The sequence below is a fragment of the Microcoleus vaginatus FACHB-2002 genome, from assembly GCF_040004035.1.
GTDB lineage: Bacteria > Cyanobacteriota > Cyanobacteriia > Cyanobacteriales > Microcoleaceae > Microcoleus > Microcoleus vaginatus_C.
On the sequence record NZ_JAMPLN010000023.1, the window covers coordinates 16,058 to 34,881 of the forward strand.

The following is an 18,824-nucleotide window of genomic DNA, read 5'->3' on the forward strand; positions in this document are numbered from 1 at the left end:
GAGAAAATCTGGTGGCGATTACGACAGCAGCGTCCAGACTGGGAACATCCGCATTGAGCGATGCGCCGAAGGTAGAACTGCGCCCAAACTACACCAAAGACGACGTTGAAACTGTGATTCGTGCGGTTTACCGTCAGGTACTGGGCAACGACTATTTAATGAAATCCGAGCGACTTACAAGTTCCGAGTCTTTGCTGCGGGACGGCAGTTTGACTGTACGAGAATTTGTACGGGCTGTAGCTAAGTCAGAACTGTACAAAACCAAGTTTTTCTACAACAGCTTCCAAACTCGGACGATCGAACTAAACTACAAACACTTGCTCGGTCGCGCTCCCTACGACGAATCTGAAGTAGTTGAGCACTTAGATTTGTACCAAACACAAGGCTACGACGCGGATATTGATTCTTACATCGATTCAGTAGAGTATCAAGAAAACTTTGGCGAAAGTATCGTGCCTTACTACCGCGGCTTCAACACCCAGCGTGGTCAAAAAACCGTCGGTTTTACCCGGATGTTCCGCTTGTATCGCGGCTATGCAAACAGCGATACATCTCAACTAGAAGGCAATAACTCTCGCTTAGCTGTCGAACTCGGCACTAACAGCGCTACGGCTGTAGTTGGGCCTTCTGGCGGTAACGAAGGTTGGGCATATCGGCCTTCTGCCAGAAACGTAACTCCCAGCAGCACTTTCGGCGGCGCTGCAGCTTACGGCAAAGAAGGGCGGCTATTGCGCGTGGAAGTGTCAGGCATTCGCACGGGCGGCTATCCCAGCGTGCGCCGCAGCAGCAAAGCTTTCATCGTACCTGTTGAGGATTTGTCCTCGCAAATTCAGAAGTTTCAACGCCTGGGCGGAAAAATCGCCAGCATTACTCCAATTTAGTCAGTTGGCAGTTGGCAGTTGGCAGTTACTAGCTTTTAGTCAACAGTCAACAGTCAACAGTTAACAGTCAACAGTCAGAATTACCAATTACCAAGAAGCTTATGTTGGGTCAAATTGTAGCTGGAAAAAGTGGCAATACAGCTTCGGCTGGTCGCTGCTTTCGGTATGAAGTTGTCGGCTTGCGCCAAAGCGATGAAACAGATAATGTGGATTATTCGATTCGATCGAGCGCGAGTACATTTATCACCGTGCCTTACAATCGGATGAATCAAGAAATGCAGCGGATTACTCGCATGGGCGGGAAAATTGTCAGCATTCATCCTTTAAACGCGGGTGCAGAATCATCGCATGAATCATCGCATGAATCATCGCATGAATCATCCCATGAATCATCGGGTGATCACCAATAGTTTGCTGGGAGGGGCGATGAAAATCGCTCCGGCACAAGCTAGAAGGGGCGATGAAAATCGCTCCTAGACAAACAAAGTCCACTCCAAGCGGACTAAGAGTTAATGTAACCCGCGCAGGCGGGTTTTGTCTGTTTAGTAGCGATTTTAATCGCCAAGTTTCCCTAACCATTGCTGGATAGCAGCGATTTAAATAGCCGAATAACTAATAACTAATAACTAATAACTAATGACTATGAATTATTACGAATCCGACTCACCGCCGGCGGGTGTAGCTGAGGGCGAGTCTTTAACTGTTGAACAGGCGATCGCAAATTTGCACTCCCAAGATTACAGTCTCCGGTATTATGCTGCTTGGTGGATTGGTAGATTTCGAGTCAAGGAACCGGCAGCTATTGCAGCTTTAATTGCCGCATTAGAAGAAGAGTCAGAACAAACAAAAATTGGTGACTATTCCTTATTAAGAAATGCGGCGCGGGCCCTGGGTAAATTGGGCGACAAACAAGCCTTACCGGCTCTGATTCGCTGTTTGGAATGCGCGGATTATTACGTGCGAGAAGCGGCGGCTCAAGCTCTAGAAATGCTGGGCGAGATCGATTCTATTGGGCCGCTAATGAAGCTATTGGATGGGGGCGTAGCTGTGGCTGTGCGAGTGCCAGGAAAATCGCACCTCGTGCAACCTTACGACTCGGTAATTGAAGCTTTGGGAACGCTGCAAGCGACAGAAGCAATACCGCTAATTTCACCTTTTTTAGAACATTCTGTGGAGCGAGTGCAGTACGCTGCGGCGCGGGCGATGTATCAGCTAACTGGTGAGCGGGTTTACGGAGAGCGGTTGGTAAGTGCTTTGAATGGAGATAATTTGCAGTTGAGACGATCGGCTTTGATGGACTTGGGGGCGATCGGCTATTTGCCGGGAGCGCAAGCTATTTCTGAAACTTTAGCAGAAAATAGCCTCAAATTGATTGCGCTCAAAGGAGTTTTGGAGCATCACCTCACTCAACAAGAATCACTATCTTTGTCAGATGAAGCTATCGAAGTTATGAACTTAATGGATAGTTTACTTTAAAAAATTAGTTCACAACTACAATAGGATTGCTGTAGAGATTCTCAATTGTCTGCCGTATATTTAGGACACAGTATATTCAGCACACAGCAGTGCTGTTTCCTTACGGCATATCGGTATTTTAGGCAGGACACAGCACTGCTGTTTCCCTACCTATTTTGATGAGAATGTTGGTGGGTGAGGTGGCAAAAAGTTCGATCGCGCGATCGACCCAACCTACAATTACAATAGTCACGGTAAAGCTTACAAATAAATGGCATTAGAACTAATTCAGGCTGTCGAACAAGCAGATTCTTCCGAAGGCTTGTTAAACGCAGTCAAAGCACTGGCTGCAGCTTCCTCAAAACAAGCAATTCCTACCTTAATTACAGTGCTCGGTTACAACAACCCAGGCGCCGCTGTTGCCGCCGTTGATGGGCTAATTCAGCTCGGAGAACCTGCGGTGCTGCCGCTTCTAGAACAGCTTGACGGCTACAATTACGGGGCGAGAGCTTGGGCTGTTCGGGCTTTGGCGGGAATTGGCGACCCCAGGGGTTTGGAGATTTTGCTTGATGCAGCGGCGAATGACTTTGCTTTGAGTGTGCGGCGGGCCGCGGCTAGGGGTTTGGGGACGATTTGCTGGGAATTGATGCCGGCAGAACAAATTGCAGATGCTCAACTTCGCACTGTGAAAACGCTACTGCAAGCGTCCCGAGATCCAGAATGGGTGGTGCGCTACGCAGCAGCGGGGGGTTTGCAAGCTTTGGCGGGTGCTGCGACTGTTAAACCGGATTGGTTAGCCGAAGTTTCGGCCCGACTTGAGGAAATCACCCAAAGCGATGAAACTACTTCTGTTAGGGCTCGGGCTTTGCTTGCTAAGGAAAAATTGTCACTTGGGTAGGGTTTGGGCGATAGTCTCTTCCAAGTCCCCTTGACTGAGAGTGGTTAATATAAAGACTTCTTGTACGGTTTTGCCCTGTCTGGCGATGATTTTAAATCCCCCGCGGATGGGTACTGACACTCTTAATGTCATGCGGGGGATGTGTCCTTTAACTTTGTTGATGACGCCCGGAGTGACTGTTTGAATGCCGATTTTTAGGGTGAGGCGCTCTAAAATTGGTATCAAACCGGGAAGGTGGGTAGAGTGATTCCAAACTAGGCGGCCTTTGGGTTGTGCGTTCATAAATATTTAACCAAATTCAACATACCCAGTCTAAGCCACCCCTGGCTGGAACCAATTTCAAATTCCCTCAACTTCTGTATCAATAACGTTACTGTGAGCGTCATTGCCAGCAAACCGAGGCAATCTCAAACCGAGATTTTTGATTCCTGGCGCGCAAGCTAAGATTTGATGGTGCAGAATTGTCCTGTACTTTTTGATGTTGTGGGTGGGCAACTGTCGGTTTTTCTAGTTGAGTTTTGATTGCCGCGAGCATTTCTGCGAGGCTGCAAGGTTTCTTGAGATAGCCGTCTGCTTTGAGTTCCAGGGCTTTTTCCATTTCGGAGGCTGTCATAAAAATAAACGGAATGCTGGCGGTTGCAGGGTGCGATCGCACGGCTGCGAATACTTCTAAACCGTCGAGTTCCGGCATCATGACATCAGACAAAATTAAATCGGGAATTTGGGCAGCTAACTGGATACCAACTTTTCCATTTTCGGCACCGACAGCTTCAAAACCGCGCGATTGCAGAAGTTCTAATACCGTTTCGCGGATTAAGTGATCGTCTTCAATTACTAATATTTTTTTCATTTGTTTGAACAGGCTCTTTACTTTGTTTGTATGTCTCTGTTATCATTGTTACAAATTAGTTTTAAAAAATTCAATAGGGTTATTGCAAAAAACCACTTTTGACTGGCAAATTTTTACGGCTTTGTGGATGGTCGCAGTTATACACAATACATGAGTTATCAGCAGCTTTACCTTGTGTACTAGCGGTAGAAGTCGCTCCGGGGTACCTAGGATTGTGGAACGTCTAAAATCAGCGATTCCATAGTTTATTTAATCAAGATTCCAGCCGCCTGACTCAAAAAGTTTCTATTTGAGTGGCGATCGCAGTTACGTGTAATTAATAAATCCGCCGATGAGCTAAGCGCGAAACTCCAACCTGTGAAGTTCACAAATTTCGGGCGATCGGGTAAAATGTAACTTGCTGTATCGCTATTGAGTGAGGAAAAAGATATGTCAGAATTTCTAGACTTTCTCCGACATCAGTTTGCCTACGTTGCTATTGGCGAATTTAAACCAGGAAAATTTGAAGCTGCAGAACAACTTTTTGAAAAAGCCGTGGCAACTTATGCCACAGGTTTTAAGGGAGCATACCTGCTGCAATTGCCCAATACAGACAAAGGTATTGCTATCATTTTTTGGGAAAGCGTAGAAGATATGGCAGCCAATCAAAGCGAAGCTTATCAGGAAATATTGAAGCAGATGACGCCTTTGTTTGCGAAAATACCCGACACCAATGTTTATGAAATCGTCAGTGAAATTCAGCCCAAAAGTGAATAATTAAAAAACCTGCAACCGGCGGGTCATTCCCATGCCCATCGGCGTTTTTCGCCCGACTCCGCTGTAAAGCGCAAAATCTGCTAAAGTGTTAATTTGCTTGATAGTAGCAGGAGCTATATCTCCCATAATTCGGTAACTAATATCGCCGACGCAGCCAATAAATTTACTGCGAGAATCTGTACAAACTTCTGTTCGGATATCGAAGAAACTGGGAAAAATAGCTTCTGTGAAAGTAGGTTCGATCGCAATCGTGCTGTACTTGTTCCAGCGATTCGCTAAACTGCCGAAAATACTTTCACGAGTGGGCATAGCACTATCGTATACACCTTGCCGAAAATTAGTAGGAGTGCAAAAACTAAAAGCTATTTGGCGCTCAGTTTCCGAAGCTCTATCGAACAATTCGGCGTAACTACAAAAGTTTACCCACGGCTGGTTTGATTGCGGTTCGCTCAAAATATTAGTAATATATATATTTGTCGGGCCGAGATGCCAAGGGATCTCGAAATTAAGTTGCTGCCAAAGTTGAGTTAGGCGATCGAACAAACCGTCATCCAGCAGAGAAATTCGCCACCAAATCGGCGTATTTTCCTGAATTGCTTGCTTGTGTTCCCACTGTACAGCCGGAGATATTGTGCGGGAAGCAGGAGGCAAAACTCTCTTCTGTGGCTGGGGGGTGCTGCTTTTGTAAGCCTCTTTTCTGCTTACTTGAAAAGGGCTTAAAGTGAAAGCTTTTTCATGAGATTGGTCGTGCAGGTACGCGCTCAAATCGCTGTCTACAGCACTCACAAGGTTCAAAAACAAAGCGTGGAGATGTCGCCCCGTTAAAAACTGGGATGGAATTGGTGCAACTGGCAGCAGGTTTAAAACAAGGCTGTGGGGCATTTTTAAATTATATACTGTGTCTGTATATATGTTCAGCTAGTATTAATACTACAGCTAAGTTGCAACTTAGATTAAGGAATTTTAATCACGTAAGGTGCAAAGTGTGCACCCTACGTTTACGAAGATTTCTGGGTCGTGCACACCTACGTTTAGGTTGTGATATTGATCCCAATCTCTGTGCGGTAAATTTTTAGGCGATCGAGATTTCTGGCGACAAATAAACATCTTGAATGGCGTGGAACAATTTTACGCCTTCTTCAAAAGGACGCTGAAAAGTTTTGCGGCCGGAAATTAAGCCGCAGCCGCCAGCGCGCTTGTTGATTACCGCCGTGCGAATTGCTTCTGCAAAATCGCTTTTCCCGGAAGCACCGCCGGAGTTAATTAAACCCATCCTTCCCGCATAACAGTTGAGCACTTGATAGCGAGTTAGATCGATCGGGTGATCCGTTGTCAAATCCGAATAAACGCGCTTGTCGGTTTTGCCGTAACTGTGGCCGCTAGCTTTAGCCACAGCTTCGTAACCGTTATTGCACTCTGGCAATTTCTGCTTGATAATGTCAGCTTGAATTGTTACTCCCAAGTGATTTGCTTGCCCGGTTAAATCGGCTGCAACGTGATAATCTTTATCTTGTTTAAAGATATCGTTGCGGAGATAGCACCACAAAATTGTCGCCATTCCGTATTCGTGAGCGTGAGCAAAAGCCTGACTGACTTCTTGGATTTGTCGCGTCGATTCCGGCGAACCAAAATAAATTGTTGCTCCCACTGCAACCGCTCCCAAATTCCAAGCTTGCTCGACGGTCGCAAACATTATTTGGTCGAATTGATTGGGATAAGTTAGCAACTCGTTGTGATTGAGCTTGACAATAAAAGGGATTTTATGCGCGTATTTGCGAGATACGCTTCCCAAAACTCCCAGCGTTGTCGCGACAGCATTGCAGCCAGCCGAAATTGCTAGTTTAATGATATTTTCGCTGTCAAAATAGATGGGATTCGGTGCAAAAGAAGCGGCCGCCGAGTGTTCGATTCCTTGGTCTACTGGCAGGATGGATAAATAGCCGGTATTTGCCAAGCGTCCGCTAGAATAGAGTTGCTGAAGCGATCGCAAAACTTGGGGAGATCGATCGGTTTGAGCAAAAATGCGATCGACCCAATCCGGCCCCGGCAGGTGCAACAAATCTTTAGAAATTTTTGCTTGATGAGTGAGCAAGTCTTCGGCTTCGTCGCCAAGCCAAGATTCGATCGAACTGGGAACTGATAGTGTAGCTGTCATACAGATTTCCCTCTCAATTTCAATTGCAGGCTGATGATTGCGGACATTAACCTTGCTGATATTGTAGCGAAAAAATCATATTTTCCATCCCGTCAACGCTCGACCCAGTTTTTAACAAGTTAGCGACAACAGCAACTAGGACGCGCTACTCTATAATAAGCTGGCAGTTCAGCCGGATCTGCGCTGCCAGCGATCGCCGATCGACTCACAACTTTGCCATCACAATGTCACACACTTACTTCGATTCTGAAAACGGTCACAAATCCTTCGAGATGCCCGGTGCTCGGCCGCATTACAATCCCGATCGCCCCGGTCAAGTAGAACACATTTTCCTCGACTTAGTGCTGAATATTCCCAAACAAAGCTTTCGTGGCACTTGTAGCATCCGCATCAATCCAGTCCGCAGCGGTATTGACAAATTAACCTTAGATGCTGTAAACCTGAATATTAAATCAGTAAAAGTCGGCGAAAGTGAGCAAAATTTCGACAGCGATGGCGAAGTGCTGCAAATTCAACTACACGAACCAACAGAAGCTTACCAACCAATTACAATTGCGATCGAATACTCGGTAGAAAAACCCCAGCGCGGCCTCTATTTCGTCGGCCCGGACAAACACTATCCAGACAAACCAACACAAGTTTGGACTCAAGGCGAAGACGAAGATTCCCGTTTCTGGTTTCCCTGTTTCGACTATCCCGGACAGTTGGCAACTTCGGAAATTCGAGTGCAAGTTCCGAGACAACTCTTTGCTATTTCCAACGGCGAATTAATTAGTACAAAAAACGAAGGCGACGATAAAATTTATCACTGGTCGCAAACCCAGGTACACCCGACGTACTTAATGACCTTAGCAGTCGGAGATTTTGCTGAAATTAAAGACGAATGGAACGGCAAACCAGTTAATTATTACGTGGAAAGAAGCCGCGAAGCAGACGCTAAGCGCAGCATGGGCAAAACGCCTCAAATGATTGAATTCTTCTCTCAAGCATTTGGCTACCCTTACCCTTTTCCCAAATATGCTCAAGTCTGCGTCGATGATTTCATCTTCGGCGGTATGGAAAACACTTCCACAACTTTGCTAACAGATAGGTGCTTGTTAGACGAACGCGCTACCCTCGACAATCGAGGTACTGAAAGCTTAGTTGCCCACGAATTAGCTCACCAGTGGTTCGGTGATTTAGTAGTAATTAAACATTGGTCTCATGCTTGGATAAAAGAAGGCATGGCTTCTTATTCCGAGGTGCTGTGGACTGACAAAGAATACGGCAAAGAAGACGCGGCTTACTATATGTTAAATGAAGCCCGCAATTATTTAGCTGAAGATAGTTCCCGCTACCGCCGCCCGATGGTTACTCACGTTTACCGCGAAGCCATTGAATTGTACGATCGCCATTTGTACGAAAAAGGTGCTTGCGTTTATCACATGATTCGCGCCGAGTTGGGCGACGAATTATTTTACAAAGCAATTCACACTTTTGTGCGGGATAACGCTCACAAAACTGTAGAAACGATTGATTTGCTCAGGGCTATAGAAAAGGCTACTGGTCGCAATCTCATGTTTTTGTTTGACCAGTACGTTTATCGCGGCGGTCATCCAGATTATAAGGTTGGTTATTCCTGGGATGGTGACAGCAAGTTAGCAAAAGTTACTGTCACCCAAACTCAGGTAAAAGATAGCAAAAATGGCAACGGCAACAGCAAAGAGGTCTTTGACCTAAAAATTCCCATAGGCTTCGGTTACAAGCCGGAAAAAGAAGCAGACGATGACAGTTGGGTACGTTCAAACCCAAACCTAAAAACTTTCACAGTCCGAGTGCATGAGCGCGAGCAAAGCTTCTATTTTCCCCTCGAAGAGAAGCCTGCATTTATCAGTTTTGATGTCGGCAATAAATACTTAAAAACTGTTGTCTTAGAGTATGGAATTGCGGAACTCAAAGCTCAGTTGCAGTTCGATCCAGACCCTGTTTCCCGGATTTACGCTGCCCAAGCTTTGGCGAAAAAGGGAGGGCTTGAAGCGGTGAAAACGCTGTCAGAAGTTCTCAAGAAAGAGCCGTTCTGGGCAGTACGGGCAGAAGTGGCCGGTCACTTAGTTGAAATTAAACTCGACCAAGTTTTTGAAGGTTTAGTAAGTGGTTTAAAAGATAAAGATGCTCGTGTTCGTCGCGCTGTGGTGAATGCGCTGGGTAAAATCCAAACTCACGAAACTTATAAAGCGCTGAGATCGATCGTCGAAAAAGGCGACGACAGCTATTACGTAGAAGCAGCAGCAGCGAGTGCTATGGGTGCCATTGCAGGGGCTAACCCCGACGAAAAACCGACCGACGAACAGGTACTGAAAGAGTTAAAATTGGTGCTGAAAGAGCGTCAGGGCTGGAATGAGGTAGTGCGATCGGGTGCGATCGCAGGTTTGGCGCAGATGAAAACTTCTGAAGATGCGCTGAATTTAATTTTGAAATACACAGCCGTCGGTACTCCGCAAGCTTTGCGCTTGGCTGCAATTCGAGCTTTGGGCACAATTTCTACTGGTCAAACCAAAGTCAATTTAGAACGGATTTTGCAGCGATTGGCAGAATTATCTAAAGAGACGTTTTTCTTGACTCAAGTCTCTGTAGTTGTGGGATTAGGACAAATGCAAACTCGCAAAGCCATTCGCATTTTGCGTTCTTTAGCTGACCAAACTCCCGATGGCCGCGTTCGTCGCATGGCTGATGAAGCTGTGCAAAGAGTGCAGAAAAATGCTGGTTCTGATGCAGCGGTAAAGCAGTTGCGGGAGGAATTAGACCAGGTGAAAAAGGAGAATCAAGATTTGAGGAGTCGGATGGAAAATTTGGAGGCTAAGGCGAAGAAAGATTCGGTGTAAAATCCTACCAACGCAGATAAAGGCAGATATTGGCGATCGGCTTTTATCTGCTTGTCGGTAGAGGATTTCGCGCAGTTATTATAATAATATTATTGTTCAGTGGGAGTGCAGGGGAATTTCCTATTTTCGACAGACGGGAAAAGCCCAATATGCTTATTATCCACTTTATTGCTGTCTCAACTTGGGAAGGGTCGAGAATCAGGATGCTATTTTTATTTTTTACTTGTAAACCGTTCATGAGGTTACAGCAGCTTTGGTAGCCACAAATATTGCAGAAATCATGAGTATAAAAAGCGCTTTACTGGTTGAGCAATCGGGGGTAATTCCCTACCGCATTCAAGAGGGAGAAATTGAAGTAATGTTGATTACTTCTTCGGCTAGCAAGCGCTGGGTGATTCCCAAAGGATTAATTGAACCTGACATGACTCCCCAAGATTCCGCCGCCAAGGAAGCTTGGGAAGAAGCAGGTTTGTTGGGTAAAGTGTTCCCGGATTTGCTGGGAACTTACGAGTATCAAAAGTCTGGGTATATTTGTCAGGTAGGGGTATTTTTAATGCAAGTGCAAGCAGTTCTAGAAATTTGGCCGGAAGCTAGCAAGAGAAAGCGCCAGTGGGTAAGTATTCCTAAAGCAATTAAGCGGGTTAACGAACCGGAACTCAAACTCATTCTTGCGGATTTGCAGAATAGGTTCTGGTGAAGAGTTATCGGTAAGGGCAGGTTTACCAAGACTTTGGTTTTCAACCATAAATTCGGGTGAACTCGCTAAAAGAACAAAATGACTGAAGACTATATGCTTTATGATTCTGGAGATGCGATCGCCCGGAGCCATCTCCTCAGATGACCAACCTTAACCCACTTAAAATTCTCTCCCTGAATGATCTGCGCGAGAACAAGCCAGAACGTCCAGGCTCGTCAAAGGTAAAGGCTTAGGCTTTGACTTTTGGCTTGGTTCGCTCGAAGATCCAGGCACGCTATTTCAGCGTAAAGCTCGCTTAGAAGTCTCCGGGATTCGTAAAGGTTCTGACAACATTATTCAAGCCAGAGTTAACATCAAATTAGAACAAATCCGCCCTTCAGATGACGTAGATCCTGGCTATGTATCTGTAATTGAGTTCGGTACTCCCAAAGCAGGGATCGTCAAAAAATGCAGACCGTAGAAGCCCTCCATCACGAAGCAATGGAACTGGTCGATCGAGCCGTTCTCGCCCGTCAGTGCGGTGATATCGACCAAGTGACTGCACTCACCAGAGCCGCCTTTGCGAAAGAACGGGCGGCAGCGGATTTAGTAGCAAACGAATGGGATTTTGAGCCTACTCGTTCTATACTGCATCGGAGCGCCGCCGTACTTGCCATTGAGTGTACCCAACTCCGGGAAGCAGAACGGCTGATTGGACGCGCCCTGGCAGGCAACCCTCCCACGGACATTGCGGATGAACTGCGTGACCTGCTTATAGAAGAAATTTACTCACAGCGCTAAGCGATTGGAGCTTAATGTATTTAGGCGTTAGCTGAGAGGAAAGGAATACTTTCGGCTAAGTTATCCTTAACTTCAATTCCCTGTTTTCTCGCCCAAAACTGGCTCAAAAAGTGAATTTGCCGCAAGCCGACAACTAAATTTAAACCAGGTACAAAAATCCACCAAACTGTTAGCGGTTCTTTGATTCCTTCTTGGCGGTACAATTCGTTAACTGTCTTGTAAAGTTTGAACTGCACGATGTAAATCCAAGCAATACCTAGCAAGGAAAACCAACCAAACCATCCGGGAACGTCAGGATCGAATATCCGCAAAGCTTGGGGGACGGCTACTCCTAAAACAAAGGGAAGCAAGCAAAGAGTTCCCGACCAACCGCTGCCGTTATAGCGACGCAATTCTTCTTGAATAATCCATTTATACCATCCGTAATATAGCAGCAAGCTGACTCCCGACAGCAAAATTACTCGCCACAAAGAGCGCGGTTTACCTAAAGGTTTGTCCGACATATTTAAATGTAAGATATGAATGGCTATCTTGATTGTATTAACATTTGTTAATTATTGCAAAATCATTTCTCGAATCGATCGCGCTGTTGCAGGGGCCAGCAGAACACCGTTGCGATAGTGGCCGCTGGCGATGAAAACGCGATCGTTACCGGGAAGCGTCTCGATAATTGGTGCCGGTCGTCCTTCCGGACGCGGGCGCAATCCCGACCATTTCCTGATGATTTCAGCTTCTGCTAAGCCCGGACAAAGTGATCTCGCCCTTGCCATCACTTGCGCCAACATATCAGCATTCGCCTGAATTTCCCCGCCATTTTCGGAAAACTCCACCGTCGCCCCCACCCAAAATTCCTGATTTCCCACAGGCACAATGTGAACGTCATCGCAAGTAATTACTGGGCTAAAATCTGGGTTTCCTAAAGGATTGGCCGATCGCAAATGCAGCGCTTGTCCCAACACCGGGCGAATGTCAACCAACTGATTTAACGATGCAGTTACAGCAGCAGAACCCAAACCAGCGCACACAATTAGTCGATCGAACTCCAAACTAGCAGCAATCTCCGCTGCTTCAACGGGCACGCCAAACTCAAAAATCACCCCATTTCGTTCAGCAGCATCAATCAAAGCCAAAGTTAGCGCCGTCGGATCGACTTGCCGGTCTTGAGGCGAATAAATCGCAGCAATAATGCGATCGTTTAAAGAGAGATGAGGGCAGCGATCTCGCACTCGTTCCACATCCCAAAGTTCCAATTGCCAACCTTGAGAACGGCGAGTTGCTATCAAATTTTCCCACTTAATTAAATCCTCTCCCTCCGAACAAAGCATTAAAATCCCTTGTTTGTTAAAAGGAATTTTTCGCCCCGTAACTGCTTCCAATTCAGGAATCAAAGTCTCGTAGCGCTGAAGGCTGGTTTCCCTCAACTGCCAATTTCTGCCCTTAGTTTTGTGGCTGATAACTCCCATCAAAACACCGAGTGCAGCGCCAGTAGAACCTTGTGCCGGCGGCTGTTTGTCGAACACAGTAACTTTCAGTTCTGGAAATTGACTTAGTTCAAAGGCGATCGAAGCCCCAACAATACCGCAACCAATAATTGCAACGCGAATCATTCAATTTTAGATTTTAGATTTTAGATTTTAGATTTTAAATTTTATAGAAGTTTTTCGTATGGTTCTGAGCGCAAAGCGTGTCAAATTAACAGTAAAATCCTCTGTTTTTATAGTTTGTCTCGAAGTCTCGATCCCCCTAAATCCCCCTTAATAAGGGGGACTTTGAATGCTCTGCCCCCCTTTTTTAGGTGGACTTTGAATACTCTTGTCCCCCCCTTACTAAGGGGGGTTAGGGGGGATCTAGACTCGACTACAAGCGATATTTATTATGGGTTTCAGTCTTAATTTGACACCCATCAATTGCCAAGCCTACAAACCCCTAAAGCTATTAAGCTTTAGGAATTAGCTGCAAAAAGGTATCGAAATCCTTGACAGCTTTTTGATAGCTGGCCGTGACTTTTGCATAGTCAAGCTCTTTAGCAGCAAGATCAATGTTAACCAAATCGGTAAACAAACTCTTAGTTAAATCAGCAGCTTGTTGTTGAGAACTAGGCAACAAACTCGCAGAGACGGTTTTCATGGTGTTCCGCAAGTCGCCTAGAGGCCCGTGAATGTAAGTTCTGGTATCAACCCAATTTTGTTTTTGAATTAAGGTTCCCAGTTTATCCATGCGCGATCGGAACTCTGTCAGAGTAGGAACATAGCGCTGAATTTGCTGGGTCTGGGCTGCTGTGTAAGTCGTTGGAACTTTGGCTTCGACACTGCTGCAACTAACCAGAAATGCCATCAAAAACGCCATCATCAAGGCAAAAATTGAACGGGGACGAGTCATATCGATTTTAGATTTTAGATTTTAGATTTCTCGTTCTCAGGCTCTGCCTGGGAATGCAGCTCGGCGAGGAGCTGGTTCACTGACCTAGCACCGAGAGTTATGTACAAAATATTATTTTACCTCCTGGCGGCGCAGAAAAGTGATCACAGCATTGCCAACTTTTTCTGACCAATGTTCTTGAGGATAATGCCCCGCTTCTTCCAGTGTAACTAACTCTGCATTTTGCAGGGAACCCACTAGCTTTTGAACTGGTTCAACACTCAGCCAAGGATCTGTCAAACCCCAGACAAATAAAGTTGGTCGAGTCCATCCTTTCAAGCCGGATTCAATTTCGGCCATTGATTGCGGCAATTGAATATTGCGGACTGTATTCATCAGCGATCGACCTGCATCCGAACTCTTCAAAAACGGGCGGCGGTAAACATCTAAATCCTTATCTGAGATTGTCTGGCGGCTGCCACCTTCGAGAGTTCTGTCAACCAAAAGCGGGTCTTGCGTCATCATGTCGCCAATAAAAGGCAGCCCCAACTGCTGCATTTTCCAAGGCAATTTGATATCTGCTGAAACTGGTGTATTGATGATGGCTAAACGCTCAATTTTATCGGGATTGCGTAAAGCGTATTGAATGCCGGCTGAAGCTAAAAATCCTTGGACAACGAGGGAAAAGCGCTCTAATTCTATAGCTTGAATAAAGCCAGCGAGGGCGTCAACAAAAGCATCGGGAGTGTAGGCAAAGTCGCGCTTGTCGGGTTTTGTCGATCGCCCGTAACCCACCCAATCTGGGGCGATCGATCTAAATCCCTGTGCCGCCAAATCCGGCATCATTACAGTCCAGGTAAAACTCTGGGACGGCAAACCGTGCAGCAGCAGTACGGGCGGTTTACCAGTTTCGTTAACCGGATTTGTTTCCCGATAAAACCATTTCAGCGGGCCTACTTCAACTATCTTCTCATCAATTAACATTATTTTACTGGTTATTTATCAAAGAATAAGGCGGGGAATACCCGCCCTACTTACCTAATAGTTGGGTGTGCATAGAACACCTTACCCAACTAATTACAGCCGCGTTTAGAAATTCATTTCAGCAGCTTGAACTTTTTCGACCTGTTTCTTCTTGAGAACCAGCATGATTTGAGCCAGCATGGTTATAGCCACGAAAGCCATCAATCCTTTAACTCGACCTGCACTTTGCAGCACAATCTCCACGTCTTTTTGACCGAAGCCGCCCACATTAGGATTGTTCGTCAAAAGTTCGCCTGCTGCAACTGTTTGTCCTTCGGAAACAATCAGTTCTGGGCCTGCGGGAATCGTATCAACAACCGCTGCACCTTCGGCAGGTTGAATTGTCACTTGATAACCGCCATCTTCAGGTTGAGCAATCTTAGAAATGGTGCCAGCTACCGAAGCATTGTAAACAGTATTATTGCTCTTTTCGCCAGTAGGATAAACCTGACCGCGACCGCGGTTGCCACCAACATAAATTTGGTATTTGCCGTAGTGAACGGACTTGTCAGTTTCTGGATTCGGCGACAAAACTGGGAATACCAATTCTTTATACTGTTCTCCCGGTACTGGACCCACTAAAACAATATTTTCTTGGGTTTCGCTGTAAGGTTGGAAGTAAAGATCGCCGACTTTTTCCTTCATTTCTTCGGGAATTCTGTCAGCGGGAGCAATTTTGAAACCCTCGGGCAACATCACTACAGCGCCTACATTCAAGCCGCTTTTGCTGCCGTCGCCGCCAACTTGTTGAACGTTAGTATCGTAGGGAACTTTGACAATAGCTTCAAACACCGTATCTGGCAAAACAGATTGCGGTACTTCAACTTCAGTCGGTTTTGCACCGAGGTGACAGTTAGCGCAAACAATCCGGCCTGTTGCTTCGCGGGGAGTAGCGGGTGCAGTTTGCTGAGCCCAGAAAGGGTAAGCAAATGCTGCTTGGGGAAGTGCGATGTCGCTGGTGAGGAAAAATGCTGTGGCTGCGATCGCAATTAAGGCTGTTTTCGCGATCGTCCTGGCACTGCGGCGAAATATCGCAGATAAATTAGTTTGTGGCATTAGAGTATTCAATCTCAAAGGTCAGACAATTTTGGATTTTGGATTTTGGATTTTGGATTTTGGATTTTGGATTTTGGATTGTGAGACTGCTTTAGGGATGCAATTATCAGTGGTTTTCACCATTCACCCCCTATCTAAAATCTCAAATCTAAAATCCAAAATAGTTTAAGACCACCAAGGTTCTTCGCCGGTGCGGAAATCTGTTTCTTTCCAAGGGGTCAAAGCGATCTTGTCATCTGCGACAGTGGCGTGGGCCAGGGCCAGAGACAAAGGCGCTGGGCCGCGTACCACTTTGCCCTCATTGTTGTATTGAGAACCGTGACAAGGACAGATAAACTTGTTTTCGCTAACATTCCAAGGCACGACGCAACCCAAGTGAGTGCAGACTGCATTGATGCCGTAGTCGGCGATTGATTGGTCTTCTTTCACCACAAGATAAGTGGGGTCGCCTTTGAGACCTTGGGCTAAGGTGCGATCGCCCGCCGGGTGCGAAGCCAAATATTGACTAACGATGATGTCGTTACCCAAAGCATCTTTAGCTGTCACTCCGCCGCCAACTGCCCCACTCGCCGGAGGAACAAAATATTGGACAACGGGATAGAGTGCGCCCAGTGCAACACCTGTGACTGTACCGAACGTCAGCAAATTCATAAATTGGCGACGCCCCATATCGGGAACATCGGGATTTCCAGCAGAAGATTGAGCCATGACCTGCCTTTACGGTTTTAAGTTACGTTTGTTTGTTTGTTAGCTGTTAGCGAACCTGTACGTGCAGAGGAAGGAGGATAATTGCCGTTAATCTGCTCGCACAAATTTTAGGCCGCGAAAATTCCTTTTAAGAATGCGCCTTCCAGCCTTTATTAGAGTATTATTACATTTTTTGAACTTTGTCTTTTATTGTTTAATGGATTAACTCAGGAGCAACCATGACGGGCAAGGATTTACACCAGCTACTGCTAGAAAAATGGGGAAAGTCTTACGATATCAGATTGCGGCGAACACGGGGCAAGATTTTTGTGCAAGTTATGTGGAAATATTTAGAACAGGCATCTTTTCCGATGACGGAGGCTGATTATTTCGAGCATTTGGATGCGGTGGCCAATTACCTCAACGGCTGGGGCAGCACGGAACAGGTTAGAGAATATATCGTAACTACTCGCGATCGCCCCCGCTTGGGTAAAGCTGTCAGCGTTCCCCTAGATTTGGGTGAAAGAGCCTCGGAGTGGTTGCTAGACGAGTTTTGAATCAGTCAGTCGATTTTAGATTTTAGATTTTAGATATTAGATTGACTCCACAGCCGGGATCTGGGCGAGTTCCCTAAAGTTTTGTGTCGCGCCGCGGCTGGATTAGTTGAGCCCAAAGTCCCGAAAATCGATCGGCGAGCTTGTCATACGACTTGCCGCTTGTGAGAAACTAAGCTGTGGCGCATCTAATTTGCACGGGTGTTTTGATTCAAAGTCTTGTGTGGCGGGCTTTGCTGCGCGCCGCCAACTGTGGGATTTAAATGCCGCAACAGTTTCTGGGGCTTTTTTAGGGGCTTTTTTAATTTTGGGCGATCGGACTTCTAGCTTACCAAAATCATCGGAACCAATTTCTGTCAACAATTTCACATACAATGAAGGTCAGATATCTTGTGAAATTTAGGAGAATGTTGTAATGGGTGTTGCACTGGGAATGGTTGAAGTCTTAGGATTTCCCGCTGCAGTAGAAGTTGCGGACTCAATGGTGAAAGCAGCCCGTGTTACTTTAGTTCGCTATGAGAAAATAACCCGCGCCTACTGGACAATTATAGTGCGAGGAGATGTTTCTGAAGTGCAAGCAGCCGTTGCTGCTGGAATTGAATCAGTTAAAAAGGTCGATGGCGGAAAGTTGCTATCGTATCATATAATTGCTCGTCCCCACGAGAATCTGGATTACGTTTTGCCGATCGGCTATACTCCCGAAGTAGAACAGTTCCGAATGTAGTCAAAGTTTTGACAAAACTTTGGTGTTGAATTTTAACTTTTGGTAATTATAGAGGCGCGGGCGATCGCGTCTCTATATTTTTATGGCGAGTCGATATATTTTTGTGCTGTGTTTATCTGCGGTATATTTTGCCGGAGCAGCAGGCAGAATAATATGGAATTCTTAACCGCAGATAAACGCAGTTCGACGCAGATAATACAATCACCCAGTAATCAAATCACTGGCGGTGATAGTGATCTGAACTCCCTCCAGAATTCCGATGATTTGGCCATTCTGAAAAATCCCGGTATCGATATCTAAACCATTACTCAAATACTTAGAAGTTATGTCTGTAAACGGAGCACGAGAACGTACCAAAAGTTTATCTTCACCTTGTTTGAAGTCAGCAACAGTATCTATTCCCGAACTGCTCCAAAGCCTAAACTTGTCAGATCCCCAGCCACCAACCAGATAGTCATCACCGCTCAAGCCAAACAACAAGTCGTCGCCCCACGAGCCAATCAACGTTTCGCTGCCGTATCCACCAAGGAGAGTATCGTTATACATAGAACCGATCGCTACTTCGAAGCCGGAGAGCGAGTCTATGCCACCCTGCCCGTCGGAAGCCCGACCTAACCCAGACCCGTCACCGACAGCCCCCAACTGGAGATAGATGCCAGTTCCTGCAGAACGGTTGTAAAATGCTGTGTCGATGCCATCCCCGCCATAGAGCAAGTCATTATCAGCCCCGCCAACTATAAGGTCGTCGTTAGCCCCGCCATCGAGCAAGTCATTGCCACTCTGACCATTAAGAGAGTCATTGCCATCCCCGCCATAGAGCAAGTCATTGCCAAAGTAACCATAGAGCATGTCATCGTCAACCCCGCCATAGAGCAAGTCATTGCCATCGTCGCCATCAAGCATGTCATTGCCACCCCCGCCATAGAGCACGTCATCGTCATGCCCGCCATAGAGATAGTCAGGGCCCGAAGTGCCAGTTGTTGTTGCCATATATTTAATTTCCTATTGAGATTAAGAAACTGAAACCGTCAAAAAGGTAAAAATCTACAGTGTGGATTTTTCAAATGAACTTACTAAAAAATCCACCCA

General features: G+C 46.1%; 21 protein-coding genes. 10 read left to right on the top strand and 11 right to left on the bottom strand.

Features of this window, described 5'->3' with window-relative positions; translation table 11 throughout:
- Nucleotides 1-11 precede the first annotated feature (11 nt).
- The 4 genes from NDI35_RS19245 to cpcF all read left to right on the top strand — a co-directional run bounded on the left by NDI35_RS19245 (nt 12) and on the right by cpcF (nt 3,234).
- Nucleotides 12-881 carry a phycobilisome rod-core linker polypeptide gene (locus NDI35_RS19245; RefSeq protein ID WP_445314134.1) on the top strand — a complete coding sequence of 290 codons (870 nt, stop codon included), beginning with the start codon at nt 12-14 and terminating at the stop codon, nt 879-881.
- A gap of 101 nt (nt 882-982) precedes the next feature.
- On the top strand, nt 983-1,291 hold the full coding sequence (gene cpcD, locus NDI35_RS19250; protein ID WP_445314135.1) for a rod-capping linker protein CpcD: 309 nt from the start codon (nt 983-985) through the stop codon (nt 1,289-1,291).
- 226 nt (nt 1,292-1,517) lie between these two features.
- Complete coding sequence (gene cpcE, locus NDI35_RS19255) at nt 1,518-2,357, top strand: C-phycocyanin alpha-cysteine-84 phycocyanobilin lyase subunit CpcE (protein ID WP_445314136.1); 840 nt, start codon at nt 1,518-1,520, stop codon at nt 2,355-2,357.
- Nucleotides 2,358-2,607: 250 nt separating this feature from the next.
- Nucleotides 2,608-3,234 carry a C-phycocyanin alpha-cysteine-84 phycocyanobilin lyase subunit CpcF gene (gene cpcF / locus NDI35_RS19260; protein WP_445314137.1) on the top strand — a complete coding sequence of 209 codons (627 nt, stop codon included), beginning with the start codon at nt 2,608-2,610 and terminating at the stop codon, nt 3,232-3,234.
- On the opposite strand, the gene NDI35_RS19265 is transcribed toward cpcF, so the two are convergent.
- Together NDI35_RS19265 and NDI35_RS19270 are read right to left on the bottom strand one after the other, a co-directional pair.
- Nucleotides 3,223-3,516, bottom strand: a complete 294-nt coding sequence (locus NDI35_RS19265) for a DUF2103 domain-containing protein (RefSeq protein WP_242717336.1) — start codon at nt 3,514-3,516, stop codon at nt 3,223-3,225. The two genes, cpcF and NDI35_RS19265, sit on opposite strands and share 12 nt — an antisense overlap.
- A gap of 100 nt (nt 3,517-3,616) precedes the next feature.
- Nucleotides 3,617-4,084, bottom strand: coding sequence for a response regulator transcription factor (locus NDI35_RS19270; RefSeq protein ID WP_445314138.1), 468 nt, complete (start codon nt 4,082-4,084; stop codon nt 3,617-3,619).
- 429 nt (nt 4,085-4,513) lie between these two features.
- Between NDI35_RS19270 and NDI35_RS19275 the strand changes: the two genes are divergently transcribed.
- Nucleotides 4,514-4,840: an antibiotic biosynthesis monooxygenase gene (locus tag NDI35_RS19275; RefSeq protein WP_006631248.1), complete on the top strand. Its 327-nt coding sequence runs from the start codon at nt 4,514-4,516 to the stop codon at nt 4,838-4,840.
- Here the strand turns inward: NDI35_RS19275 and cas6 are convergent, their stop codons facing one another.
- Both cas6 and NDI35_RS19285 read right to left on the bottom strand, forming a co-directional pair.
- Complete coding sequence (cas6, locus tag NDI35_RS19280) at nt 4,841-5,722, bottom strand: CRISPR-associated endoribonuclease Cas6 (protein ID WP_445314139.1); 882 nt, start codon at nt 5,720-5,722, stop codon at nt 4,841-4,843.
- Nucleotides 5,723-5,912: 190 nt separating this feature from the next.
- Entirely contained in the window at nt 5,913-6,995 is a 1,083-nt protein-coding gene (locus NDI35_RS19285) for a class I fructose-bisphosphate aldolase (RefSeq protein WP_445314140.1), read from the bottom strand.
- Nucleotides 6,996-7,219: 224 nt separating this feature from the next.
- On the opposite strand from NDI35_RS19285, the gene NDI35_RS19290 reads away from it, so the two are divergent.
- From NDI35_RS19290 to NDI35_RS19300, 3 genes are all read left to right on the top strand, one after another.
- Nucleotides 7,220-9,856 (top strand): M1 family aminopeptidase, encoded by a 2,637-nt coding sequence (locus NDI35_RS19290; RefSeq protein WP_445314141.1) that lies wholly within the window; start codon nt 7,220-7,222, stop codon nt 9,854-9,856.
- Nucleotides 9,857-10,136: 280 nt separating this feature from the next.
- A complete protein-coding gene (locus NDI35_RS19295) occupies nt 10,137-10,553 on the top strand; it encodes an NUDIX hydrolase (RefSeq protein WP_333178339.1) in 417 nt (138 codons plus the stop codon).
- Between the two features lie 447 nt (nt 10,554-11,000).
- Nucleotides 11,001-11,333, top strand: a complete 333-nt coding sequence (locus tag NDI35_RS19300; protein WP_445314142.1) for a hypothetical protein — start codon at nt 11,001-11,003, stop codon at nt 11,331-11,333.
- 20 nt (nt 11,334-11,353) lie between these two features.
- Here the strand turns inward: NDI35_RS19300 and NDI35_RS19305 are convergent, their stop codons facing one another.
- The 6 genes from NDI35_RS19305 to petC form a co-directional block, all read right to left on the bottom strand.
- On the bottom strand, nt 11,354-11,836 hold the full coding sequence (locus NDI35_RS19305) for a hypothetical protein (RefSeq protein ID WP_333055292.1): 483 nt from the start codon (nt 11,834-11,836) through the stop codon (nt 11,354-11,356).
- 51 nt (nt 11,837-11,887) lie between these two features.
- Nucleotides 11,888-12,940, bottom strand: a complete 1,053-nt coding sequence (locus tag NDI35_RS19310) for an NAD(P)/FAD-dependent oxidoreductase (RefSeq protein ID WP_445314143.1) — start codon at nt 12,938-12,940, stop codon at nt 11,888-11,890.
- A gap of 328 nt (nt 12,941-13,268) precedes the next feature.
- Nucleotides 13,269-13,712, bottom strand: a complete 444-nt coding sequence (psbQ, locus tag NDI35_RS19315; protein ID WP_445314144.1) for a photosystem II protein PsbQ — start codon at nt 13,710-13,712, stop codon at nt 13,269-13,271.
- A gap of 111 nt (nt 13,713-13,823) precedes the next feature.
- Nucleotides 13,824-14,675, bottom strand: a complete 852-nt coding sequence (locus NDI35_RS19320) for an alpha/beta fold hydrolase (protein WP_445314145.1) — start codon at nt 14,673-14,675, stop codon at nt 13,824-13,826.
- 105 nt (nt 14,676-14,780) lie between these two features.
- A complete protein-coding gene (gene petA / locus NDI35_RS19325) occupies nt 14,781-15,770 on the bottom strand; it encodes a cytochrome f (protein WP_333099177.1) in 990 nt (329 codons plus the stop codon).
- A gap of 165 nt (nt 15,771-15,935) precedes the next feature.
- A complete protein-coding gene (gene petC / locus NDI35_RS19330) occupies nt 15,936-16,478 on the bottom strand; it encodes a cytochrome b6-f complex iron-sulfur subunit (protein WP_445314146.1) in 543 nt (180 codons plus the stop codon).
- A gap of 218 nt (nt 16,479-16,696) precedes the next feature.
- Here petC and NDI35_RS19335 point away from each other — a divergent pair, with 218 nt between their 5' ends.
- Together NDI35_RS19335 and NDI35_RS19340 are read left to right on the top strand one after the other, a co-directional pair.
- A complete protein-coding gene (locus NDI35_RS19335) occupies nt 16,697-17,014 on the top strand; it encodes a DUF3067 family protein (protein ID WP_190661639.1) in 318 nt (105 codons plus the stop codon).
- A 412-nt stretch (nt 17,015-17,426) separates the two neighbouring features.
- Nucleotides 17,427-17,735: a carbon dioxide-concentrating mechanism protein CcmK gene (locus NDI35_RS19340; RefSeq protein WP_006631236.1), complete on the top strand. Its 309-nt coding sequence runs from the start codon at nt 17,427-17,429 to the stop codon at nt 17,733-17,735.
- Between the two features lie 201 nt (nt 17,736-17,936).
- Here NDI35_RS19340 and NDI35_RS19345 read toward each other — a convergent pair whose 3' ends face one another.
- Nucleotides 17,937-18,725, bottom strand: coding sequence for a calcium-binding protein (locus NDI35_RS19345; protein WP_445314147.1), 789 nt, complete (start codon nt 18,723-18,725; stop codon nt 17,937-17,939).
- Nucleotides 18,726-18,824 lie beyond the last annotated feature (99 nt).

What these genes read in the sequence shown, in the direction of transcription:
- NDI35_RS19310 (WP_445314143.1), bottom strand. Translation starts at nt 12,940, where the DNA reads ATGATTCGCGTTGCAATTATTGGTTGCGGTATTGTTGGGGCTTCGATC.
- petC (WP_445314146.1), bottom strand. Translation starts at nt 16,478, where the DNA reads ATGGCTCAATCTTCTGCTGGAAATCCCGATGTTCCCGATATGGGGCGT.
- cpcF (WP_445314137.1), top strand. Translation starts at nt 2,608, where the DNA reads ATGGCATTAGAACTAATTCAGGCTGTCGAACAAGCAGATTCTTCCGAA.
- NDI35_RS19320 (WP_445314145.1), bottom strand. Translation starts at nt 14,675, where the DNA reads ATGTTAATTGATGAGAAGATAGTTGAAGTAGGCCCGCTGAAATGGTTT.
- NDI35_RS19270 (WP_445314138.1), bottom strand. Translation starts at nt 4,084, where the DNA reads ATGAAAAAAATATTAGTAATTGAAGACGATCACTTAATCCGCGAAACG.
- NDI35_RS19335 (WP_190661639.1), top strand. Translation starts at nt 16,697, where the DNA reads ATGACGGGCAAGGATTTACACCAGCTACTGCTAGAAAAATGGGGAAAG.
- cpcD (WP_445314135.1), top strand. Translation starts at nt 983, where the DNA reads ATGTTGGGTCAAATTGTAGCTGGAAAAAGTGGCAATACAGCTTCGGCT.
- NDI35_RS19275 (WP_006631248.1), top strand. Translation starts at nt 4,514, where the DNA reads ATGTCAGAATTTCTAGACTTTCTCCGACATCAGTTTGCCTACGTTGCT.
- cas6 (WP_445314139.1), bottom strand. Translation starts at nt 5,722, where the DNA reads ATGCCCCACAGCCTTGTTTTAAACCTGCTGCCAGTTGCACCAATTCCA.
- cpcE (WP_445314136.1), top strand. Translation starts at nt 1,518, where the DNA reads ATGACTATGAATTATTACGAATCCGACTCACCGCCGGCGGGTGTAGCT.
- NDI35_RS19285 (WP_445314140.1), bottom strand. Translation starts at nt 6,995, where the DNA reads ATGACAGCTACACTATCAGTTCCCAGTTCGATCGAATCTTGGCTTGGC.
- NDI35_RS19265 (WP_242717336.1), bottom strand. Translation starts at nt 3,516, where the DNA reads ATGAACGCACAACCCAAAGGCCGCCTAGTTTGGAATCACTCTACCCAC.
- psbQ (WP_445314144.1), bottom strand. Translation starts at nt 13,712, where the DNA reads ATGACTCGTCCCCGTTCAATTTTTGCCTTGATGATGGCGTTTTTGATG.
- petA (WP_333099177.1), bottom strand. Translation starts at nt 15,770, where the DNA reads ATGCCACAAACTAATTTATCTGCGATATTTCGCCGCAGTGCCAGGACG.
- NDI35_RS19295 (WP_333178339.1), top strand. Translation starts at nt 10,137, where the DNA reads ATGAGTATAAAAAGCGCTTTACTGGTTGAGCAATCGGGGGTAATTCCC.
- NDI35_RS19290 (WP_445314141.1), top strand. Translation starts at nt 7,220, where the DNA reads ATGTCACACACTTACTTCGATTCTGAAAACGGTCACAAATCCTTCGAG.
- NDI35_RS19340 (WP_006631236.1), top strand. Translation starts at nt 17,427, where the DNA reads ATGGGTGTTGCACTGGGAATGGTTGAAGTCTTAGGATTTCCCGCTGCA.
- NDI35_RS19305 (WP_333055292.1), bottom strand. Translation starts at nt 11,836, where the DNA reads ATGTCGGACAAACCTTTAGGTAAACCGCGCTCTTTGTGGCGAGTAATT.
- NDI35_RS19345 (WP_445314147.1), bottom strand. Translation starts at nt 18,725, where the DNA reads ATGGCAACAACAACTGGCACTTCGGGCCCTGACTATCTCTATGGCGGG.
- NDI35_RS19300 (WP_445314142.1), top strand. Translation starts at nt 11,001, where the DNA reads ATGCAGACCGTAGAAGCCCTCCATCACGAAGCAATGGAACTGGTCGAT.